At 37.6% G+C, this 21877-nt stretch carries 20 protein-coding genes; 7 read left to right on the forward strand and 13 right to left on the reverse strand.

Features of this window, described 5'->3' with window-relative positions:
• Positions 1-3 precede the first annotated feature (3 nt).
• Positions 4-1275: a glycine/betaine/sarcosine/D-proline family reductase selenoprotein B gene (locus AC4PHM_RS09000; RefSeq protein WP_492017482.1), complete on the forward strand. Its 1272-nt coding sequence runs from the start codon at positions 4-6 to the stop codon at positions 1273-1275.
• Between the two features lie 181 nt (positions 1276-1456).
• Here AC4PHM_RS09000 and AC4PHM_RS09005 read toward each other — a convergent pair whose 3' ends face one another.
• From AC4PHM_RS09005 to AC4PHM_RS09015, 3 genes are all read right to left on the reverse strand, one after another.
• Positions 1457-1819, reverse strand: coding sequence for an MmcQ/YjbR family DNA-binding protein (locus AC4PHM_RS09005; RefSeq protein ID WP_492017483.1), 363 nt, complete (start codon positions 1817-1819; stop codon positions 1457-1459).
• 73 nt (positions 1820-1892) lie between these two features.
• Positions 1893-2813 carry a Fic family protein gene (locus AC4PHM_RS09010; RefSeq protein WP_492017484.1) on the reverse strand — a complete coding sequence of 307 codons (921 nt, stop codon included), beginning with the start codon at positions 2811-2813 and terminating at the stop codon, positions 1893-1895.
• A 377-nt stretch (positions 2814-3190) separates the two neighbouring features.
• Complete coding sequence (locus AC4PHM_RS09015; protein WP_492017485.1) at positions 3191-4015, reverse strand: 4Fe-4S binding protein; 825 nt, start codon at positions 4013-4015, stop codon at positions 3191-3193.
• A gap of 220 nt (positions 4016-4235) precedes the next feature.
• Here AC4PHM_RS09015 and istA point away from each other — a divergent pair, with 220 nt between their 5' ends.
• Genes istA through AC4PHM_RS09030 form a run of 3 tightly spaced genes read left to right on the forward strand, consistent with a single transcriptional unit; the run spans position 4236 to position 6731 of the window.
• Positions 4236-5786, forward strand: coding sequence for an IS21 family transposase (gene istA, locus AC4PHM_RS09020; protein ID WP_492017486.1), 1551 nt, complete (start codon positions 4236-4238; stop codon positions 5784-5786).
• Positions 5779-6552, forward strand: a complete 774-nt coding sequence (gene istB, locus AC4PHM_RS09025; protein WP_492017487.1) for an IS21-like element helper ATPase IstB — start codon at positions 5779-5781, stop codon at positions 6550-6552. The genes istA and istB overlap by 8 nt, the downstream gene beginning before the upstream one ends.
• Complete coding sequence (locus tag AC4PHM_RS09030) at positions 6552-6731, forward strand: hypothetical protein (protein ID WP_492017488.1); 180 nt, start codon at positions 6552-6554, stop codon at positions 6729-6731. The genes istB and AC4PHM_RS09030 overlap by 1 nt, the downstream gene beginning before the upstream one ends.
• 251 nt (positions 6732-6982) lie before the next feature.
• On the opposite strand, the gene AC4PHM_RS09035 is transcribed toward AC4PHM_RS09030, so the two are convergent.
• The 8 genes from AC4PHM_RS09035 to AC4PHM_RS09070 all read right to left on the reverse strand — a co-directional run bounded on the left by AC4PHM_RS09035 (position 6983) and on the right by AC4PHM_RS09070 (position 19217).
• Positions 6983-7213: a hypothetical protein gene (locus tag AC4PHM_RS09035; RefSeq protein WP_492017489.1), complete on the reverse strand. Its 231-nt coding sequence runs from the start codon at positions 7211-7213 to the stop codon at positions 6983-6985.
• Positions 7214-7228: 15 nt separating this feature from the next.
• Positions 7229-8935 (reverse strand): IS1634 family transposase, encoded by a 1707-nt coding sequence (locus tag AC4PHM_RS09040; protein WP_492017490.1) that lies wholly within the window; start codon positions 8933-8935, stop codon positions 7229-7231.
• Positions 8936-9433: 498 nt separating this feature from the next.
• Complete coding sequence (locus AC4PHM_RS09045; RefSeq protein ID WP_492017491.1) at positions 9434-10309, reverse strand: DMT family transporter; 876 nt, start codon at positions 10307-10309, stop codon at positions 9434-9436.
• 5 nt (positions 10310-10314) lie between these two features.
• Positions 10315-11436, reverse strand: a complete 1122-nt coding sequence (locus tag AC4PHM_RS09050) for an aminotransferase (protein WP_492017492.1) — start codon at positions 11434-11436, stop codon at positions 10315-10317.
• A 13-nt stretch (positions 11437-11449) separates the two neighbouring features.
• Positions 11450-12445: an ornithine cyclodeaminase family protein gene (locus AC4PHM_RS09055; protein ID WP_492017493.1), complete on the reverse strand. Its 996-nt coding sequence runs from the start codon at positions 12443-12445 to the stop codon at positions 11450-11452.
• A 109-nt stretch (positions 12446-12554) separates the two neighbouring features.
• The gene (locus tag AC4PHM_RS09060) at positions 12555-13736 is read right to left on the reverse strand and encodes a PucR family transcriptional regulator (RefSeq protein WP_492017494.1); all 1182 of its coding nucleotides are present in this window, start codon (positions 13734-13736) and stop codon (positions 12555-12557) included.
• A gap of 407 nt (positions 13737-14143) precedes the next feature.
• On the reverse strand, positions 14144-15487 hold the full coding sequence (locus tag AC4PHM_RS09065) for a protein kinase domain-containing protein (protein ID WP_492017495.1): 1344 nt from the start codon (positions 15485-15487) through the stop codon (positions 14144-14146).
• A complete protein-coding gene (locus tag AC4PHM_RS09070; RefSeq protein ID WP_492017496.1) occupies positions 15477-19217 on the reverse strand; it encodes a hypothetical protein in 3741 nt (1246 codons plus the stop codon). The genes AC4PHM_RS09065 and AC4PHM_RS09070 overlap by 11 nt, the downstream gene beginning before the upstream one ends.
• 392 nt (positions 19218-19609) lie before the next feature.
• On the opposite strand from AC4PHM_RS09070, the gene AC4PHM_RS09075 reads away from it, so the two are divergent.
• The 3 genes from AC4PHM_RS09075 to AC4PHM_RS09085 all read left to right on the forward strand — a co-directional run bounded on the left by AC4PHM_RS09075 (position 19610) and on the right by AC4PHM_RS09085 (position 20308).
• The gene (locus tag AC4PHM_RS09075) at positions 19610-19753 is read left to right on the forward strand and encodes a hypothetical protein (RefSeq protein ID WP_492017497.1); all 144 of its coding nucleotides are present in this window, start codon (positions 19610-19612) and stop codon (positions 19751-19753) included.
• Between the two features lie 186 nt (positions 19754-19939).
• The gene (locus AC4PHM_RS09080; RefSeq protein ID WP_492017498.1) at positions 19940-20101 is read left to right on the forward strand and encodes a ParA family protein; all 162 of its coding nucleotides are present in this window, start codon (positions 19940-19942) and stop codon (positions 20099-20101) included.
• 42 nt (positions 20102-20143) lie between these two features.
• Positions 20144-20308 carry a hypothetical protein gene (locus AC4PHM_RS09085; protein ID WP_492017499.1) on the forward strand — a complete coding sequence of 55 codons (165 nt, stop codon included), beginning with the start codon at positions 20144-20146 and terminating at the stop codon, positions 20306-20308.
• On the opposite strand, the gene AC4PHM_RS09090 is transcribed toward AC4PHM_RS09085, so the two are convergent.
• Together AC4PHM_RS09090 and AC4PHM_RS09095 are read right to left on the reverse strand one after the other, a co-directional pair.
• Positions 20300-21361, reverse strand: a complete 1062-nt coding sequence (locus AC4PHM_RS09090; protein WP_492017500.1) for an IS3 family transposase — start codon at positions 21359-21361, stop codon at positions 20300-20302. The genes AC4PHM_RS09085 and AC4PHM_RS09090 overlap by 9 nt on opposite strands.
• Positions 21358-21855, reverse strand: a complete 498-nt coding sequence (locus tag AC4PHM_RS09095; protein ID WP_492017501.1) for a hypothetical protein — start codon at positions 21853-21855, stop codon at positions 21358-21360. The genes AC4PHM_RS09090 and AC4PHM_RS09095 overlap by 4 nt, the downstream gene beginning before the upstream one ends.
• Between the last annotated feature and the right edge of the window lie 22 nt (positions 21856-21877).

Here is a 21877-nt window from a genome sequence, read left to right on the forward strand (position 1 = left end):
AGGTTGAAGAAGATTCTGTTTTATACCAACCAATTTTTTGGCCAGATCGGCGGCGAAGATAAGGCATACGAAAAGCCTGTCATTAAGAAAGGTGCTGTTGGTCCTGCAGCCGGTCTTTTAGGCCGGCTTGACAACGCTGAAATTGCAGCGACGATCATCTGTGGGGATAATTATTACGTTGAAAATATGGACTTGGTCAAGTCCTTCATCAAAGAGCAATTGGATCATTATGAAATAGATTTGTTCATAAGCGGACCGGCTTTCAATGCGGGCAGATTCGGCATTGCCTGCGCAGACGCAAGCGCCTTTGTTAAAAAGGCCTTCGGCGTTGAGGCGTTGACGGCACTTTACCCGGAAAATCCCGCCGTAGAAATGTACAAAAGGGATCTTTATATTCTGGAGACGGGCAAGTCTGCGGCAACTATGAGAAAAGCGTTAGAAGATATAATTCGCTTTTCCAATAAACTTCTGTCCGGCGTCCCCCTGGGATCACCTAAAGAGGAAGGCTATTTCGCCATGGGTAAACGCGTCAATGTATTTAAAGATAAGAATGGCGCTGAACGGGCTATGGACATGCTGCTGAAAAAGTTGTCCGGCGAGCCTTTTGAGACCGAGCTTGAGCTCTCGACTTATGACGAAGTGGTGCCGGCGCTGGCTTTGAAAAATCTTTCATCGGCTAAAATTGCCCTCCTGACCACAGGCGGCATAGTACCATTCGGCAATCCGGATCGCATCCCCGCTGCAACGGCAAAAAAATGGGGGAAATATTCCATTGAGAGCATGGATCAGCTTGAAGAAGGCGTCTTTCAATCTGTCCACGCCGGATATGATCCTGTGTACGCAAATAAAGATCCAAACCGGGTTGTCCCCCTGGACATCCTGAGGCATTTTGAAAAAGAAGGCAAAATTGGTTCGCTTTATCCTTATTTGATGGTTACCACAGGGAACTCAACCTCCGTCGCAGATGCCGTCAGGATGGGTAAAGAAATGGCGGCCCAATTGTTGGAAGCTGGTGTTGACGGCGTTTTGATGACTTCGACATGAGGCACCTGCACCCGTTGCGGCGCAGCGATAGTCAAAGAGCTGGAAAAGGCGGGCATCCCCGCAGTCCACGTGTGTACGGTGACTCCAATTTCAAAGACGGTAGGTGCAGTCAGGATCTATGGGGCTCAGGCCATCCCGTACCCAACCGGAGACCCTTCTTTAAGTCCGGAAAAAGAAATGATACGCAGAAGAGACATTGTTGAGAACGCGCTGGCGTTGCTCTTAGAATAGGATCATCTGATTACACGAGACTTGAATTTAATCTTCATCATGTTTGAAACACCTCATTTTGCATAATGCCCGCTGTCAGATTGAATGACAGCGGGCATTTTTCTTATCTTGGGATTGAACAGATAGAAGTCTGTGTTCAAGCTTCCCACTGCATCTATCCGCGGTGTTATTTGTCATAAGGTTACTCGCGAATTTTTTTCCTCAATTTTGGCTTGATCAAGTCATAGCTCCTCTCGATCATGCGCATGATGTCATCCTCAGGCACATCTCCTCCAAGAGTCACGGTATTCCAGTGGGTTTTACTCATATGATAAGCCGGGGTCACATCCGCGAAGACCTTTCGCAGGAAGTCCGCTTCCATTGGTTCACATTTCAGGTTCACACATAGTTTGCCATGGCGCTCATAGATCAGCGCGAAGGATTTCTTGTTCCCTCGATGCCGCATCACCGTCCACGCATGGTCGTCCGTCATGTCGTCAAAGGGATAATCCTCATAGGCGGCGGGAAAGGTCAAACAGAAGTTGATGAGGTCACTGCGTGTCAAGGGCTTCACCTCCCGGATTGGGATCCAATTAAGTGATCTTGATTTGGGCGTAACAGTCAAATAACGACGTTTTCTATTCAAGCAATGACAACCACATCTGTTCAGATTCAGTCACCAACTTAGCAACAAACTTAAGAAAAGGATGATAATCCATTGTGGTATGGGCATGATCCAACACGTTATAATACTCTGCCCGATTTTCTTTCTTTATGATTATGGGTGTATATCCATTTTTCATAAGTTCAAAGTTCAGAAGCAATCTTGATGTTCTCCCATTACCATCAATGAATGGATGAATCTTTAAAAATTCGCCATGCAACAGTGTTGCTCTTAACACCGGGTGATAGGACTTCCATTCTTCATTATACTCTAGAATAAGATTTTGCATAAGCGAATAGATTTCATAGTGCTTAGGCGGAATATGAACCGCACCACCAATCACCACATTTTCCATCCTGTACCTGCCCGCATTCTGATTGTCTATTTCTTTAAGAATCAGGGCATGAATACTCTTTATATTCCATTCAGATAAAGGCTCATTATTATTAATCATTTCTTCCAAAAAAAGAATTGCCTCACGATGGTTGATTACCTCTAAATGTTCCACGACGCTTTTTCCGCCAATAGTTATTCCCTCAAGAACAATTTTCGTTTCTGATAAAGTTAACGTATTTCCTTCTATGGCATTACTATTATAGGTCCATTCAATGACCAGTTTTTCATGCAGCGAATTTGCCAATCGTTTAGAAAACGGTCTATGAAGGTCAATTTTTCTTTTCATATCATCAATTCTGCCAAAATCATAGGCAATGCCCTTGTATGTTTTATTTTGACTTATTCTGGCATCGGCAGGCTTTGTTGCGTCATATGGAATTGACCAGTTTCGCCCGAATTTTACAGCACCTTCTATTCGTCCTTCTTTGCAAAGTACACGTATTCTTCGGTCACTGATCTTCCACTTGATGCTGGCTTCTGAAATACTCATATACTTCATGGAGATCACCTCAAAAACATAATATACCGATATCGGAATATTGTAAACATCATTCCGATATCGGTATAAAACAAATCATCAAAGCTAATTTGAGATCCCAAAATTAAAAACGTTGAATTTACGCTGTTCTCAAAGGCGCATCCTGATTGGAATTTGGAACGACTTTGAATGAGACCATTCGTTTTGACTAGTACGCAGAACGGCGGAGTGAGGATTTTCTTTATGCGACCATCGGCAAAGCACTGGGCTCTGATTATGATCATCTCGCCTACCATGTGAATGTTTATGATGGAAAGAATTATTATTTTTCAGAGATGGTTCTGAACGAGTAAGGCTCAAGAGATGTTTCAATGGTTGTTTAATTCTGATGTTGTTAGTTAACCTCTTGGAATCATGCCTTGACAGGGGACGCCTACCTGGCATTTACCGCAGCCGTAGCGGATTCTCCGGTTTGGACCATGGGGATCCAGTCTCAGCTTTTCCAAATAGGCACTGCAGGCGGGATGATCTTTGCCGAATATTACACCTTTTTTGCACTCGATGGCATTTATTGGACAGGTTTGAGCGCACATTCCACACGTGGTGCAATTTTCAAAAGGTGTGGAATAGGGCCGGGAAGTCGGTTCAATATAAAGGTCCGTAACAATGCTGCCGAATCTTCCTGCAACTCCCCTTTCGGTGATCAAGCCTTTTGACAGGGAGAAGGTACCAAGACCGCTAATGTAGGCGATATGTCTTTCAGACCAGTTTGATTTAAATTGTTCCAGCATTTTAAAGCGGCTGTCACCGGAGGGATATATTGCATGATAGCCCTTTTCAGTCAATAGATCTATTAAGTGATCCGCAAGTAATCCAATCACGATTTGGCCTTCTATCCTCCCATGGAGCCATTCATCCGAGGGATAGAAATAACTCTGAGTATTGGAGTTCCTGATCTCTTCTGTGAAAGGCAGAAAGAAGGATATGACGCTTTCAGCATCAGCCAGCCAGTCTTTCGGCAGCATGACATTGGGGTGAATAATTGTAGGCTGTCTAAGCTCAATAAACATTGGGTCCTCAGCTGACGCCACTTTTATAAGGGGATCGTCGAAAATTTTCATGCCGACGAGGTCCGCTCTGATTGCATCGTCCTTATTGATATAATTCTCGGGGGCACGAGTTATAAATTCATGACAGGCCTTTATGATTTCATTAACATTCATTGTTTCACCACCTCGTATCTGTTATGGCTCCTGTAATTAATGAAATTTGTGCTTATTGAATATTTCGGTTGAGCAGTGCACCCTTCACGCTGATTTAGAGCAATCATATCGGTAAATCAGAGCAGGCATCACGACAAACAGAGCAACTCATCATTTCGACTTTATAATAGAAATATGCACACTTCGTTGTGTAAATTTTTGTTGGAGGTCGATAATTGTGGTGAATTATCGAGAAATCATCAGACTTAAATGCCAGCATCACAGTAACAGTCAGATTTCTTCAAGTGTTCGCAGCTCCAGGAACACGATCGCCGAAGTATGTTGCCTTGCTGAAGAAAAGGGTCTTTTAAAGTGGCCTTTACCTGAGGATCTGACAGACGGCGACATCAGAGGTATTCTTTATCCAGGTAGGATTAGCGAATCAGGCCGAAAGATACCAGATTATGCTTACATTCACAAAGAGATGGCTAAACCTGGTGTGACACTCACTTTACTATGGAGCGAGTATTGCGAACAATGCGAATCAGAAAAATCAATTCCATACCAATACACCCAGTTTTGCGATTATTACAAGGCATTCGTTTATAAAACGAAAGCAACAATGAGGATTAAACACAAGCCAGCTGAATTATTAGAAGTTGACTGGGCCGGAACCACCTTATCAATCATTGACGATATAACAGGTGAACCCCATAAAGCTTATGTGTTTGTTGCAACTTTGCCTTGTAGTTTGTACAGTTACGCTGAAGCCTTCACCTCAACAATTACAGAAAACTGGGTCACTGCCCACATGCATGCATATCAATTTTTCAGTGGAGTAACAAGAATACTTGTCCCTGATAATTTAAAAACTGGCGTTATTCAAAACACGCGAAACGAGTTAGTCCTCAACAGAGTTTATCAAGAAATGGCAGAGCATTATGGCACTGCAATTATTCCGGCTAGACCATATTCTCCAAAAGATAAGCCAAGTGCTGAAGGAGCTGTCGGCGTGATTTCAACTTGGATCATTGCAGCATTACGCAATAGAAAGTTCTTCAGCCTAAATGAATTAAATATTGCCATTGGAGAGAAACTTGAAGAATTCAACACAAAACCGTTTCAAAAAAAGAATGGAAGCAGGCTGACTGCATTTGTAGAGGAGGAACAATCCTATCTACTGCCATTACCTGCTTCCATGTATGAAATTGCTGTCTGGGCGAAAGCAACCATACAACCCGATTATCTCATAACTGTGGATGGAAACAAGTATTCAGTTCCATATGAGTTTATCGGAAAACAGGTGGACATCAGATATACAGGAAAAGCCATTGAAGCATTCTTCCACAACAATAGGATAGCCTCTCATACCAGAAAGTTTGGAATAAGTGATCCGGTTATACTGCCAGAACATATGCCTGAAGCTCACCGGCAATACCTTGCATACACTGCCACAAATTTTGTTGAATGGGCAAGTGAGGTTGGACATTCTACGGAAACCGTTATGAAAGCGCTCCTTGCAGCAAACAAAGTGGAAAGGCAATCTTACTCCTCATGTAAATCCTTAATGAAGCTTGCAGATAAGTATTCCGTGGAACGGATTGAAGATGCCTGTTTGCGCGCGCTTGCATATACACCAAGTCCCAGCCTTAAAAACATACAGATGATCCTTAAAACAGGACAGGATCGAGTAAAACCTGAAAAGGATAAACCAGCATCTAAACCAAGTGGTGGTCAATATGGCATTACAAGGGGTGCCGCATACTACGGAGGAGGTAAATCAAATGATTAACCAACCTACCGTTGAGAAACTCCATTTAATGCGGTTAAGCGCCATGGCAGATGCATTTGAAAATCAAAGCAGTGACCATTCCTACGACGGCCTGACTTTCAATGATCGTTTTGGAATGATTGTGGATGCAGAATATCAAAAAAGACGATCCAGTAAACTTCAAAGGGCAATAAGAACAGCATCTTTTCGTTTCCCAGATGCATGTGTAGAAAATATCGAATACCATGCGGATAGAGAACTGGTGAAATCTGAGATCCTTCAACTGTCAACTTGTCGCTACATATCTGATGGACATCATATCCTGTTGAAGGGTGCTGCCGGCAGCGGTAAGACGTATCTTGCATGTGCCTTAGGCAATGCAGCTTGCAGAAGCTTTTTTAAGGTCAAATATATCCGATTACCAGAACTGCTGAATGATCTGACCATTGCGAAGGGAGAAGGGACCTATAAGAAGTTGATCAAAGCTTACCAGAAGGTTGATTTGCTGATCCTTGATGAATGGCTGCTCAAACCGCTTTCAACCGATCAGGCTATGGAGTTGTTTGAAATCATTGAAGCAAGAACAAGAAATGGCTCAATGATTTTTTGTACTCAAATCGATCCGCCAGGGTGGTATGAACGAATTGGAACCTCAGAAGACGGTACTGTTTCTGAAGCGATTATAGACCGTATAAAGCATAACTCATATGAGATTTTCATCAAGGGTAAGATGTCAATGAGAGAGCGTCACGGTTTGAAATCCAACAGTATTGGAGGTTCCTACTAATGGATATAGAAAATTACAAAGCAAGATACGAAGAGCTTCATGAGATTTTTGATCAATTATTGTCTGCACACCAGCAAGTTTTGATTGAGATAGGAGAATTGCGGACTGAGAACGGGATTCTGAAAAGCATTTTGGATAAGCAGGGTATCGAGTTGCCAGCCAGATATGATGATTTTTAACCAATTCAATAAGTAATCGTGGGTATGCCACTTCGGTGGCATATCCATTAATAGTATGACCTGCTCTGTTCCCGAAATAGGTGCTCAAATTTACCGAGATGCCTGCTCTATTTCACCGTGATTCCTGCTCTACGCGAACGAAATATTCACTTATCACTTTTTTCTATGTATGATTCTCGTCAACTTCCAGAAAAAATGTGACTAAAACTCCTGCACAGTGATCGCTGTAGGAGTTTTTTGTTGTTTTCAGCCTATTCTTTTTCTTGATCAATTGGTTGTATAAATTGAAGGATTTGGTCATAGGATTTATCACTTTTCATTATGGCATTGATAAGTTCATCACGTTTTATCGCATCGCGTTTGTCCATCAAATCTTTTAATGTTGCAAGCGCCGCATCGTACTTCGCCTTTGCCTTCACCACATCCGATTGCGCCTTTTCAATCTTTTGTTCCAACGCATCCATTCCAACCGTTCTCGCCATGTTTCGCATCCTCTCTTATTTGTAATTTTTTTCTGCATTCATAAGCGCTTCACTTATTTCAGCAGCTTTGTACTTTACATATGAAACGTCAATTCCGAAGGCTTTAAGTATCGTCTTCTGAGTTGCTGTAACGGCATGGTCCAGTCTATAAACATTGTCCAGCTGTCTAACCATCTCAATTTTTTCAAGTTCTTTTATTGCCGCAGGGACCGTCATAAAGTTCGGCCTTTTATCTATTTTGTTCATTTCTTCTTTGAGACTTGTATAGATCTTGCTTCTGATGATCAGCGCAATAAATTCTATAAATATCTTCGCCGATGCCGATTCATCTGAGTGCACACGAAGACTCTTATTACCAAGATACGACTTATCACCCCGGAATAGCTTTTCTGAGACATCACGACTTTTGTAAAGATCAATAGCTTCTTTTGCAGTCATCTTTTCCGAGGTGATGATGCAGAAATATCCGCATAAATCAATCTCGCTTTCTATTACACCAGCCTTCTCAACAGGAAATAGAAACGTCTTCTTTTGTTCATCATAGTAGAGTTCAAAATACCTCTCAAATCCCGCACCAAATTCACGCATTTCATTGGCATGACGTTTCATGAATTTTGTCATCTCATCAATCCGATTTTCCAGTATATTGCGCTCAGCACTTTCCTTATCAATACTATGATAGATATGAAAATAGCGATCTTTTTCATCCGTAGCATACAGCTTTTTCTTTACTGTCATGCCATAAACTCTGTATTCACTGATATGATGGAGTCTCTTCTTCTCAAATGATCCTTTATGTTTCAGAATGAGCTGATTTACGAGGGATGCCATTCCCTTGACCATGATCACAAAGCTATAACCACACTGATCCATGTACTCAATATTTCTCTTGCCGAAGTAACCACGATCCAGTATAAAACCTATCTTCCTATAGCCGTATCCTTTTGCTTTATCCAGCATAAACTGAAGCTGTGACACGTCATTTATACTTCCTGGGTAAGCTTCATAAAAAAGTGGTTCTTTGTTTCTCGTGTCATAAGCTATTGAATAATTGAAAATTGGAGATCCTTGATCTACTTTGGCATTGCCATATTCAAGCATTTCAATATCTCCAGCCTGACAATTCTTATTTGTTGAATCATAGGAGATATAGATCTTTTCTCTGTGATCTTTTGATTCGTTCCATGAATTCAAAAATCCCACACTTTGATCATCTGTTATATTTTTTAAAAAATCCGAAACCTTGGAATCACTGAAAATCCTCATATCTGTGGTAAATAGTGCATGATTATAAGCATAATCTGGATAGTACTGGGCAGCGTTACTTTCAGTAATAATCGAATAGGCTGCCATGTCCAAGAACAACCCTACATCTTTTTTACTAAAATCTCGGCTGAGCATGTCCGGGATTCCGCTTTCTCTGATGAGTTTTTGGAGAATTATATAAGTCCCGACTCGCAAACAACTGCTTCTTAATGAACGATCCTTTTCTTCGGGAAGCTCTACTTCCGGGAAGAACTTCAGGTAGTTCTGGTTTGGCTGCATCATAAGATGATCAGCTTTGGACTGCTTCCCAATCATCGCTCTTTTTACGTTCGTAAATTTTCGCGTAGGATCATAGATCCTATCGTACTCATAGTAAACATAACAGGAGTCGTCTCGTTTTCTGTAGGTTATTTTACCTGTTACTTCTGGTATTTTGACTAGAAAATCGAGGTACATTTTCGTCCTCCTTTTTAGTAACATATGTGACTAAATACAGTATAACACTAAGCCCGTATCTTTGCAAGCAAATCCGCAGAAATACGGGCTTCAGCTGATTATTTTCTATTTAGTCACATTTTTTTATAGAAGTTGACAATTCTCTTTATCTCGATAAATATTATTATACCTGATATATTTATCAAGAACAAGCGTTCTATATTGGTTGTTTATCAAGTCGATATGTTTACACACACAAAGCCCCTTGAGCGCAAACTTCGCACTCAAGGGGCTTTATCCATTGATTTTACTCGCTTTTATCGTCTTTCGAACTTCACAACCGTCTCAACATGCGTTGAGTAGATAAAAATGATGTCGTGTGAATACACCGATTCCTTGGCGGAGGTGTATTTTTCTCGAAAACGGATTTATGAGATCCGTTTTTTTGAAAATCAGTCCTCATTCTTAGCAAATCAAATGATTTTTTTATTTTAGATAACAAAAGCGTGATACTTATTCCTAAAGTTCACTGATTAATATAGCAACCAGTATTGCGATTGCACCAATAACAATTCTAAGTGTAAATGCTTCGCCAAGAATAATCATTGCCAATATTGCACCAAATACAGCTTCCAAGCTTAGTATTATTGAAGTCGTAGTTGGACTTGCATATTTTTGACATAGAATTTGAAGATAATAGGCAATGGCAGTCCCTACAATGCCGAGGTAGGTTACAGAAAGACTGCTAATTGCAAAAAGATTCTTTCCAATAGATAAGAATGCAAAGTCGCCTATCCATAAGGCAGTTACAAAGGACAAACCACCCATGACTCCAAACTGAACGGTTGACATCACTGCTGGATTTTCTGATTTTACGAAATATCCAGCTATGACTATTTGAGCTGCAAAAAACAAACTGCTAACAATCGTCAGAAAATCTCCAAGTTCAATTTTAAAACCCGGTTGAAGAGAAATTAGAGCAATACCCATGAAGCAAATCACAGTTCCAAAGTAAACTTTTAAGCTTGGCTTGGTTTTAAATGTCATCCATGTTAAAAACGGGACTGCAATCACATATGCCCCACTCAAAAATGCTTGTTTGCCTGCATTGGTATAGAGCAGTCCATACGTTTGCAGAATAAACGCTAAGAAAAGAGAAATACCGCAAAGTATGCCGCCCCTTAAATCCCTTAACCTTATGCCAACGAACTTCTTTCTAAAAAAAGTGACCATTATTGTAAAAGCAAGCGTAAAACGAACTGCCATTAAACTGAGCGGTGTGAGTGCTTCTAATGCAATTTTGTTTGCTGTAAAAGTTGAACCCCATATGATCGCAACGACGAAAAGACCAATTATCGAGGCTAGTTTAGTCGTTCTATTTATTTTTGCTTCCACAAAAATCACTTCCAGTTCTCATCAAAGTATTTCTGTAGTCTTGATAAACCCTCATTTAATACATCGGTACTATTGGCGTATCCTACTCTCAGATAACCTTCCATGTCTAATGCACTACCAGGGACAAGCATGACGCCGGTTTTTTCAAGAATATCTTTACATAAGTCCTCTGATTTGATGTCTCTATCGTATTTTAAGAATGCTGTAGTCCCGCCTTTTGGTCTGATATATTCAACATATTTAGAATCGCTAATCCATTTATCAAGTATTTCTACATTGTTTCTAACGATTGATAGACTTCTTTCTAGTATCTTATGCTTATTTCTCAGTGCGATGGTTGCTAAATAATCATCTATCATACCACAACTGATAATATTGTAATCTCTGCGCTTATTAGAATTGACAATAAGGTCTTTTGGTCCAACTACCCATCCGATCCTTAAACCAGCTAAAGAATAAGTTTTAGATAGACTTCCAGTACTTATTCCTTTATCATACAAATCCACAATAGATGGGGTGAAACCTACCGTATGATCTAGACCCCTGTATACTTCATCACATAATACATATGCATCTATTGATTTAGCAATTTCAACAATTTTCATTAACAAGTCAGCATCCATAACTGCTCCCGTTGGGTTGTTAGGATTATTAATACTGATCATTTTTGTGTTCGGCTTTATCAAGGATTTGAGTTCTTGGATATCTGGCAAAAACTGATTTTCCCATCGGAGTGGCAATATATCCACTACTGCACCTAGTGATTCAGGAATCGAGTAGTGTTGTTGGTATGTTGGCAGAACGGAAATGACATGATCACCAGGTTCAACCAAGACATCATATACAAGTGAATTTGCCCCAATAGTGCCATGTGTCACAGTGATATTATCCAATTCCACAGACTGAAATAGTTTTGAGATTTCGCTTCTTAAATCGTTAGAACCTTCTATCGCACCATAAGTCATTTTCATTTGGCTAATTTTTTCGAAAGCCTCGGCCTTCATGTTTGCCATTTCTAAAAGTTCGTTCACCGTAATGGACGCAACACAAGTTTCTGCTATATTATAGACTGCCTCATTTTCGTATTTGGCCATCCACATTTCAACACCAAAATCACGGATTTTCATAAATCTTCCCCCATTAAAATTCTACTTGTGTGCTAATCGATAGTTGCTTAGCTTTGTTAATTGCTAAAAAGCCTACTGCAATATCTTGAAGACCGATACCAGTTGAATCATATACTGTAATGTCATCCTCAGAGCTTCTGATTGAATATTTGCCTGTCAGTACATCACCAATTTCGCATGCAATGTCTTCTTTGGTAATCACTTTAGATTTGATTCCAATCTCAAATTCACCAACGCTTACAGACTGATTAATATCATCCGTAACCAGTTTCGAAATCTTGAGGATTTCAGAATCAATTTCTTGTTTGCCTTCCATATCTGAACCCATACAACTAAAATGAGTACCTTTCTTCACCCATTCTTTCATGATGATTGGCTTTCTAGAGGGTGTGGCAGTGACGATAATATCAGAAATACCAACAGCACCTTCCAAGTTTTCAACTGGAATGTATTCAATTCCTTCTCTTTTATAACTAAAATCCTTCACAAATCTCGATGCATTTTCAAATAAAATGGGATCATGTATCATCACTTTTTTCAAATTTGGAAATACGGTTTGCATCGCGCGAATCTGATAAGCCGCTTGATGTCCAGCGCCCACCATTAACATCACTTCGGAATCCTTTCTGGCAAGGGCCTTTGCACCAATAGCACCTGCAGCACCTGTTCTCATCCCAGTCATATGCTCAGCATTAATGAGCCCTAAGGGTAGACCTGTTTCCCTATCAAAGATCATCACACTTCCAGATAATGCAGGTAAATTTTTCTTTTGATTTTCGCCGAACCATGATACCAATTTAAGGCCATAGACACCCATAGCATCAAGGGTTCCAGATTTAATATCCATGTCAGCAACCGTTCTTTCGAACTCATGAAATACTAATGGAAACACCTTTCCACTGCCTAAAGATTTTTCTTTGTAGACGTTCTCAACCGTTTCGATTACCTCTTCCATTTCTAATAGTGATTTTGTATCTTCTTCAGATAACACAAATATTTTATTCATCATTAAAACCTCCTTTTTCTATAGGATACGCTTATGTATTGTTTTTATCTTTATCCCACAAAATAAAAAAAGCCTAAGAAATTGTATTTTTACACAATAACTTAGGCCGATACTATTTCATAGATTTGTCGAATAAATCTAATAAGTAAATTTTGATTGCAGCTGAAGCATTCTCATAAAAGACATACTCATTGGCATTTGGATCTAATTTTTCTTTTAACTTATTCATACGATACCGAAAAGTATTTTCGTGGATATTTAGCTTTTTAGCAATGAGCTTGGTATTACCTTGGTTTGAAACAAACGCTATTAGAGTTTCTAACAAATCCTTTGACGATTCTGATGCATCCAATAAGAGTGGCTGTAAATATTTTTTCATATAATCAATCATGTACTTTGATTGATAGTGGGCGGAAATGATACTCCAAATACCCAGTTCATTATATCGCTTAATATTTTCATTTAGTAAATTGGCGACTTGGCAACTCCAAGCTGACTCTTTAATGGAAAAATCTAACTCAGAAGCTGAACAGTGTACGCTGCTTACCCCTACAACATATTCGTCTAAACCCAATCCCGCAAGCTCTAATACATCATTAAAGCCGTGTTTGAACTTCTTTTCATCATTGTCGTTAGCATTAAGCAACACCAAGTAATTTTGCTTGTACTTTAATAAAAAGCAGCTTTCCTTTCTGTAGCGATTTTTAGAAAAGGATTGAACAATCTGTTTCATTCGAGTTTGACTGATTACCATTTTAGGTTTTAGCCAGTACGCCATCAAGTAAGGTAACTTGCTTAGTCCCATATCTCTCGATATTCCTTCAACCTCATATCTAGACAGTTCGGTACCTAAAATTATACCGATTTGCTGCTCAACTTTATTTACCCAATCAGATAATTGCAGTAAATGATCAATATCATTAACTATATCTTCAAAGTAAATGGCATTATCAAATAGTACTAGTGGGAATGCGTTTTCATCACAAAATTTTTTCGCTTTTTCAGGTATCGTTGGGAAGAAAACATTTTTTATTGCCAATCCGCTAACGCCTAATTCCACTAGTTTTTTTAGCATTTGATATAATTTTTCTTCATCTCCATGGGTAAACAATAAACTTGAAATCAGAAAATCACCATATTGAAAAGATCTATTTTGATCTATAAAGCCCTCTATTGAAAACTCATAGTCAATAATTCCTGTTTTCAATACCTCATTCTCAATACCCTCTACCCCACAAAGTACAGGATATTTTCTTAAACAACTATTCTTAATCACTTCAGATACAGTTATCATAGAGTTCACCCTTTTCTGTTTATTGCGGAATTATGACTATGTCATCTATATTTCCGCCCTTTTTTAGGGGTCAAAAACGTCTTTTTTTTTGCTGTTTTTTGGTCCCAAAATCGGCTCAAAACCACTACATGTTGTGGTCAAGCTCTACTTTTCCGTGTCAGAACCACATTTCGTCATCAGAATCACCGCTTCAACGTGCGATACAAATTATCACAAAACACCAGACAGTTATATTTATGTCTCTGTAGACTTTGGGAATGAAGCGGGGGATGGTGCCGAATGATAGTTTAGTAATAAAATAAAAGAACAGTCAAAAACAAAAACTTAGAAGAAATTTAGTTATAATGTTCAATTCTTTTTACATAATATTCTATGTTTAAAATTTTAAAGTCATTTTGATGACTGTATTAATTAGTTACTGATAAAATAAGCTTTTCTGATTTGCTCATAACTTCGATAATCGACTTCTCATTCTGCTCATCAAAATTTCCCAACAGTCTATCTAAGATACTTACTGAATAAAAGTCTTTATATTCAAAGATAGAACTTAATGGAAGGTTTCCTACTTTGATGTCTTTAGTAGTTATGCTTATCTTGTTATTTTGTTTATCAATTTCAAGCATATTTATAACCAAAAGGTATCTTTTATTATTTGTGCTTTCAAAAATTATCCCACTTTTTATCTCGGATATTTGGATTCTCTTAGCTACGAACTTCAAATCACAACTGCCATCTAAACGTTCACTTTCTATTAAATACTTATTAGCTTCTAATATCGCATTTAGAAAATCCGTCACTTTATCTATACTTGAAATTATTTCTATATCACTTTCAATCATGTATAAGTTTCGCCTTACTATTTCATTATGGTTAATTAAATTTATTTCATTCTCATGCATTTTGTTATCAGCAACAAACAATTCCAACTCATCAATAACCTGATCAATTGACGGTCTATTAACTGGTAAATATTCTGTACCCCTCATAATTAAATTATTCAATCTTGAAAATGTTTTAATACCATCGTTTCTGAAAATTTCCATATTACAATTTAAATAACCCTTTGTCACATAACTATACTGATCAGCAAAAGCTCTATTCCTACCAAGTATGAGCATCCAAATTGTTTTAACAAAAGAATAAATATCAGCTTTGCTTGAGTGCTTTAAGTCTGGATTATCCTCTCTCATTTCTGGAGCAATCGTCTCTATTGCACCTACTTTCTCCCAATTATTTGTCTTAGGTTCAAAACTCGGATGCCAAACCAGCCCAAAATCAGCAAGCTTGATTTTACCTTCAACAATCAAAATATTATTAGGCTTAATATCTCTATGGCAGTAATTATGTTCGTGTATACTCTTAATTCCTTTTGCTATATCCACAAAATATGCTAACTTGGAATAAAAATCTATTTCTTCATTAATAAAAACCGCTGAAATAGTACTTCCTATTGGCATAAGATACCAATAAAATCCCTCATTTGAAATATTATAATCAATAATTGGCATTACGTATGGATTACCTAATAAACTCAAATCATTTAAAGCTTTTATCTCGTTTCTGAATCTAAATTTACGCTTTTCATCCCAATCATTCGTTCGACTTGTTAATAAGCATTTTAAAGCAAAAGTTGAACGATCGTGGTTCCTGATGACTTTGTAAACATTTCCATTTCCGCCTTTATCAATATACTCGCCGAGTTTGTAATTCTCCAAAAATTTTTTCCCAAGAGCAGCCTCGTTAATCATCATATTGGGCTCTCTCTTTTTCTAATACATAATCTCTATAAAAGCGTTCTGAAATTGAGTTTAGTAGCTTGTGACATTTAGGATATATCTTTGATTTTTGAGCATAATTTTCATATAGTGTTGCAAATTTTAAGAAATCTGAACCGTCCGAAATAGTCCTAACACCAATTTTATTGTTTATTTCTATCAAAAAGCCCCTAAATAACTCTTCATTAAAAACAGATTCGATCACTTTCTTAACAGACTCTTGAGGAAACTCGCCATCATTAACAATATTTGTATTCGCAAGGAAATGCCCCAAATATTGTGATCCTATTTTTTTCTGATCATTTTTAGTCACAGTCGAAATGAACTCATTACACCAATTTAATAAGTTATTATGATCTATCACACCTATTCCGTCATTAGTTGGTGAAAACTTTATTGAAAACAGAATTGAGTGAGATACTTCAGCTAAATGTTTATCATTGTCATCAAGCAATTTCTCATCATTATAATTTTCGCTCTTATAAGCATATTTAATTAATTCAGCTGATAAATTGGGATTCATGCTAAGATTATATCTTAAATATTTTATTTCATTCTTCATTGCCATAATTGGCAAAAAATATATTTCCAAGTTCATTACTTGTTGAGATATTTCTAATTTTGGAAAGGTGTCTTTATATATATTTTCAAAAATTCTTTCAATGTGGTAAGAAGTCATTTGGTTAGGACTAATTCGACTTTCTTTACAAATTTCAAGCACTTCAATAAGTTTATTAGTTGAAAAACTATATAGATTAGCTAATTCAACTAACGTTTTGGCGTTTCTGTATTTTATATAATTTTCGAGGGCATAGTCTTTAAAATCCTTTTTTATTCTATATGCACCATTATCAATACTCCAAAAAATATCTTTGTGTTCATCACTAAGTTTTTCCAAATATTCTATTGTATTTTTGTCTAAATTTATCCTACTAAACATTAGCTCAAGATACTGCTTTTCATTCAACTTAATGCTACTAATAAACGAATTTACTATATCCAAGCCAAAAGTTGAATACAGCGAGCCATAATATGCAACTAAGATTGAAACTTTATCATTAACTAAAGCTTGACTTATTTCTTCAATAAAAGCGATATCATATTTCACATCCGCCAAATAAATACCAATTGAATTTGATGAGTCTTTTGAAAATCTTCTAAGAAACTCACTCCAATTTATATTAAGCGCCGCTAGCTTTCTTATTGAAATTCTTTTTAGCTCATCCTCGAGTTTCTGATTTTCGCTAATTGAGTTTTGGGCATCTTCATACTCATAAACAACTGGATTAAGCAAAATATCATCATACGATTCAAAAATATGCTGGTATCTGTATGATTCATCCTGAAATTCGATTTTATAAAGTATTTCATTTTCGAGCTTTTTAATATTATCCTCTGAATGAGCCCATTCTGCAGTTCGAAAGTGTCGATTCCTTGAAATCAAGCTGTATATTTTTCTAAATAAAATGTATTTTTCTTCATCATTAAACTTATTAATCAATTCTAAGGTTGTAGCTTTTAAAGTTTCAAAAATTCCAAAATTAAAAAAAACTGAATCATCAAAAAAAACACATACATTATCAACATTTCCATTAATATTATTCAAAGCAATCTGATAATATTCATAGTAAGTATCAAATATTTGCTTCTTCAATTTCAATTCATCGCTTAGTAAATAAGGCATATATTTAGGCTTATTTAAGCTTGAAATCGTCTCAGTTCTATTTGAAGGTAAGAGTTTTTTAAGTAATTGCCAACCTTGTTCTCTATTTTCAACGATGTATTTTACGAATTCTATTTTTTCATCAATCGAATAAATATACTCATGATTCCAAGCAACTAAAGCATTATATAAGGTATTTAATGGTGAATTTGATATTTTATACTCGATATTAATATCCATTAATTTTGACAAAATTCTAATTGCTCTAAAAACATATTTTTTTGAATAAAGGGCTTTCTCTAATGTCCAAATAACATATGTATAGTAATTTCTACCTGTAAAGAAATCGTCAGATTTTTCAGTGAAAAGGTTTATCAACCCAGTATCAATTCTATCTAATTCTACTTCAAACTTGCTCAATACCGCATCGGGATTTATTTCAAAAATTGAAGGTAAAAATTCTGAAATAGAAAACCACTCTTTCTTAGTGTTAACCGCATCAAATATATCTTTAATCTTTTGTTTTATACTATAGCTAATAATTGATTCATCTCTAGATAGATAAATTAATGTCTCGATAAAACCATTTTTGAGTGTATTTGAAGATTGGGGGATATATCCTAATATATTTGCATAATAATGTTGTTCAATTGGCAATTCAAATTTTGGATCTATTTCACCAATAATTAAATCAATCATCGGCTCCAATTTAACAAATAATGAATCATCAATTAAACCACCAAAATAATCCCAAACATCTTCTGGATCTGATATCAAATACTTATTGTCATCGTACCAAGTTTTATGCACAACAAAAAAAGGATCTCGATTATCGTTTATTATATCAAGTTCTCTAATGTATTCGTCGTATCTCTTTCCATTATCAAGCAATAATTCGAAAAATACAGCATCCTTATCCTTCCATTGATTGATTATAATAGCTGGCAATAAAGTCTTATACATTTCGAGATTCGCCCATATAGGTATCTTCTGCTTCCCTAAAAAAAGTTTTCTCATTAGAACTGTATAGTTATTTCTTGAAGCTCTTGAAATATCATACGCTTCCTGATAATCAAAACCACATTGTTTAACCTTATCAATCAGATTTCTAAAAAACCTTTTATCCAATTCAATAAACTCTTTGGATTTAGAGTAATCATTTTTTCCATAAATAAATACACATTTGTTTTTTTCGATTATTTCCAAATTGTCATTGTTAATGAATCGATTTACAAATATATAATTAGAAAAATCGAACTTTCTTAACTTGTTCCAAGATTCTTCATCCTCAATAATTCTAAGTCTATCTTTATACTCATAAAATCTCTCATCATTTAAAAATAAATACGCGATATATGCTACAGTTTCAAAAACGTTTTCTCCCTTAATATTTACCGTGCTTTTACCTATTTGACTAAGAAATTCATTGGCGAATTCTCTGTTCTCATGGTTGAACAACTCTAATGTGCATTGATTTATAGTATTTGCAATGTACCATGCATTTAACTCTTCACATGTTATAGTATTTAGTCCGAACGTCTTAATTTCATCAATGTTTTTAATTATTTTCAATTCAGCTTGGTTAACAGATTCATCAATAATTGATACCATGGCTTTATATTTTGTACTTAATAATGATTCTCTAATCTCAATTAGCACTTCAAACAAATCTGAAAAATAATCTTCAAAGTCAATTGTTCTTTTTATAAGTGGATGTTTAAATTTATTTTTTTTCAAATTAACAAAATCAATAGCATCTTTAGCTATGCCTTTAGATAATGATTCATAATCATCATTTGTTGTTTTGTATGCATGAAATACTCGATCAATTATGGAATTGACAACATCGAGTTGTTGAAGGAATTCAACAAAGTAATTGCTGTCAACTTCCGTATCATCAAACTTTTTATTAAAAGTTGAAATTTTTCCCTCAATTTCATGAATTAGTTTCGCTTCCTCAAGATCACTTAGGCCTTTTGAAATCAAATAACCTGCGTAACTAGGAGCTATTATAGACCCTGATATAAAACCTAAAATACTCATTTGGTACCCCCTTTTGATAAACGCATTTAATTGTTGGCATATACTTTCATTATACTCCTAATTTGTCTACACTATCGTTCATCACAAAGTATTTAAATATTTCGTTTTAGCTGAATCAAAAATTATTCTCGTAAATATGTCTCTGCCACAATACCAAATGCTATCAAAATATTCAGTGGCTATATCCATTAATAATGCTAATTTTATCGTCTTTCGAGTTTTGAGTTTAACAATCACTTCATTTTCATATCAAATAATTCGATAAATGTTTAATTTATCCTGTATTGTATTTTGTCAAATAATATCGAATTCATTTATTTTGATTCCCTGTTCTAACCCTGCCTTCAAAACAGCAAGGCAGGGTTTTAAATTTCTCAAAAAGGAGGCCCCTCATGTATAATTCATTCAATGAAAGCCAGCTCAGACTGCCTGCCATCGCTGAACAAGAAGCCATATTAATCATCAGCATCATCACGGAATCATTTGCAGAAAAAAAAAAAAGAACTTCAACACTTTCTGAAATACCTATTCTATAATCACTCCATCCTGGATCACCATCAATGCGCCATCTATCTTAAGCTCATGAATGAATACATCGGTTTAGACCCGCCAGTCGACATTGGTTATTACATAATCACAGATCAGCATTCTGGTGCCTATTTTAACAGCTTCTTGACCAGCCTACTGACTGCAATTGAAGAAAAATCACGAGGTGATCATCCATGCAAGGTCATGTAATTGCCATAGCCAATCAAAAAGGCGGCGTTGGAAAGACAACGACGTGTGCAAATCTGGGCATTGGCATGGCAAATGAGGGTAAGAAGGTCTTGCTCGTAGATTGCGATCCCCAGGGTAGCCTGACTATCAGCCTTGGAACACACTAGCCAGATCAGTTGCCTGTGACACTATCAACGCTTCTTGGGAAGATGATTAATGATGTTGAGCTGACCCCCAAAGAAGGCATTCATCACCACCATGAGGGAGTGGATCTGCTTTCTGCAAATATTGAGTTGTCAGGTTTCGAGGTTTCCCTGGTCAATGCCATGAACCGTGAGAAGATCCTTAAGCAGTACCGGAGTTTGTCAAGGTAGTTGTCGCAAATCATCTTTAGAAATATTGACCGGATTAAGCCATACCTCACCGGGCAATGTCCAATCTCGGGTCTTACCTGACCATCTCTGTGGTGCCTTTGCTTTTGCTAGCTCATAAACCTTGCGGCGTGCTTCAAGAACGCTATCTGCTTTGCCGGAGTGCACTTGATTGGGTGTTAGAAATTTGATGCCACTATGGTGATGTTCGTGTCGATACCAGTGTACGAACTGGAGACACCATTTTCTGGAAGCTTCAAGTGACACGAATCCCTTTGTTGGATATTTGGGACAATATTTGCATGTTTTAAAAATTGATTCTGAATAAGGATTATCATTGCTTACGCGAGGTCTGCTCCTGGAGGGCGTGACACCCAATTCATATAGTGTTGCCAGCATCGTGGAACCTTTCATAGGACTGCCATTATCAGAATGTAGTATGAGGGGCGTTTGGTGGGCTCGTATGCCTTGAGACATTACCGCTTTACGAATCAGGTGGCTTGCGTGTTCTGCTGACTCGTCTTCCCATACCTCCCAGCCTACAATATCCCTGCTAAAAATGTCGATGATGAGATAAAGAAAGTAATACAGTCCTTTGATTGGTCCGGGCAGGTATGTGATATCCCAAGACCAAACCTGATTGGGCTTTGTAGCGCAGTGGCTTGCCTTAGGCTTGCCAGAAGGGCGCTCTGCACGTCCTCGATAGTGTTGCTCACCCGCACGGCGCATTACCCGGTAGAAACTTGATTCCGAAGCAATATACTCTCCGCGGTCAGCTAAAGCCGGCACAATTTGACTGGGTGGCTTGCTGGCGAACTCAGGCTTGTTGATCGTTTTGAGGATAAGGGCAACCTCGTCCGCCTTCAGTTTACGATCAGATTCATATTTGGTTCTCAAAGGGCGTTGATCTTCTTGATGTGCATGTGGATTTTTCCATCTTTGAAGCGTTCTTGTTGTTATGCCTAAACACTCGCAGGCTTTGAACTGGCTTGCTCCGGATTGTACTGCTTCGTCTACCAGCTGGATTATCATAGCGCGATCTGAGGGGCTGGTCATTCGTCCTCGTCTGATGTTCCCCAAATCGCTTCGGCTTTTTTTCTTAAGATCAGCAGCGCGGCGGCTTCCGCTAATGCGGATTCCTTACGCTGCAGTTCCTTACGTACTTGGCGCAACTCCTTCTGGAGTGCCTTGTCTTGTTGAACCAACTCAGCGACTTGGCTTGGTATGTTGCCATTGGCGCTCATACAGTTTTCCTGCCATTGCTTCACCTGTTCAGGATAAAGTCCCTTTTTCCGACAGTACTCCGATAACTCAACCTCATTAAGGTTCATCGTTTCCACTACGATTAGAAACTTGTCCTGGCTGCTCCACTGATCAGCCGGTTCTTCGTTGGCAGGAGCAGCATATCCGTTTGCTCTTAGTTCATTTCTCCATTTCTTGAGTGTAGCAGGTGCGACGCCAAGTGTTTCACTAATCTTGCTCAGTGCTACGTTCTCAGGCGGCAACATCATACGAATTGCTGTTTCCTTTACTCTTCTTGTGTAGGCCATTAGTAATCCCCCAATCGATTCT

The sequence above is a fragment of the Acidaminobacter sp. QWL-03 genome, assembly GCF_058683855.1.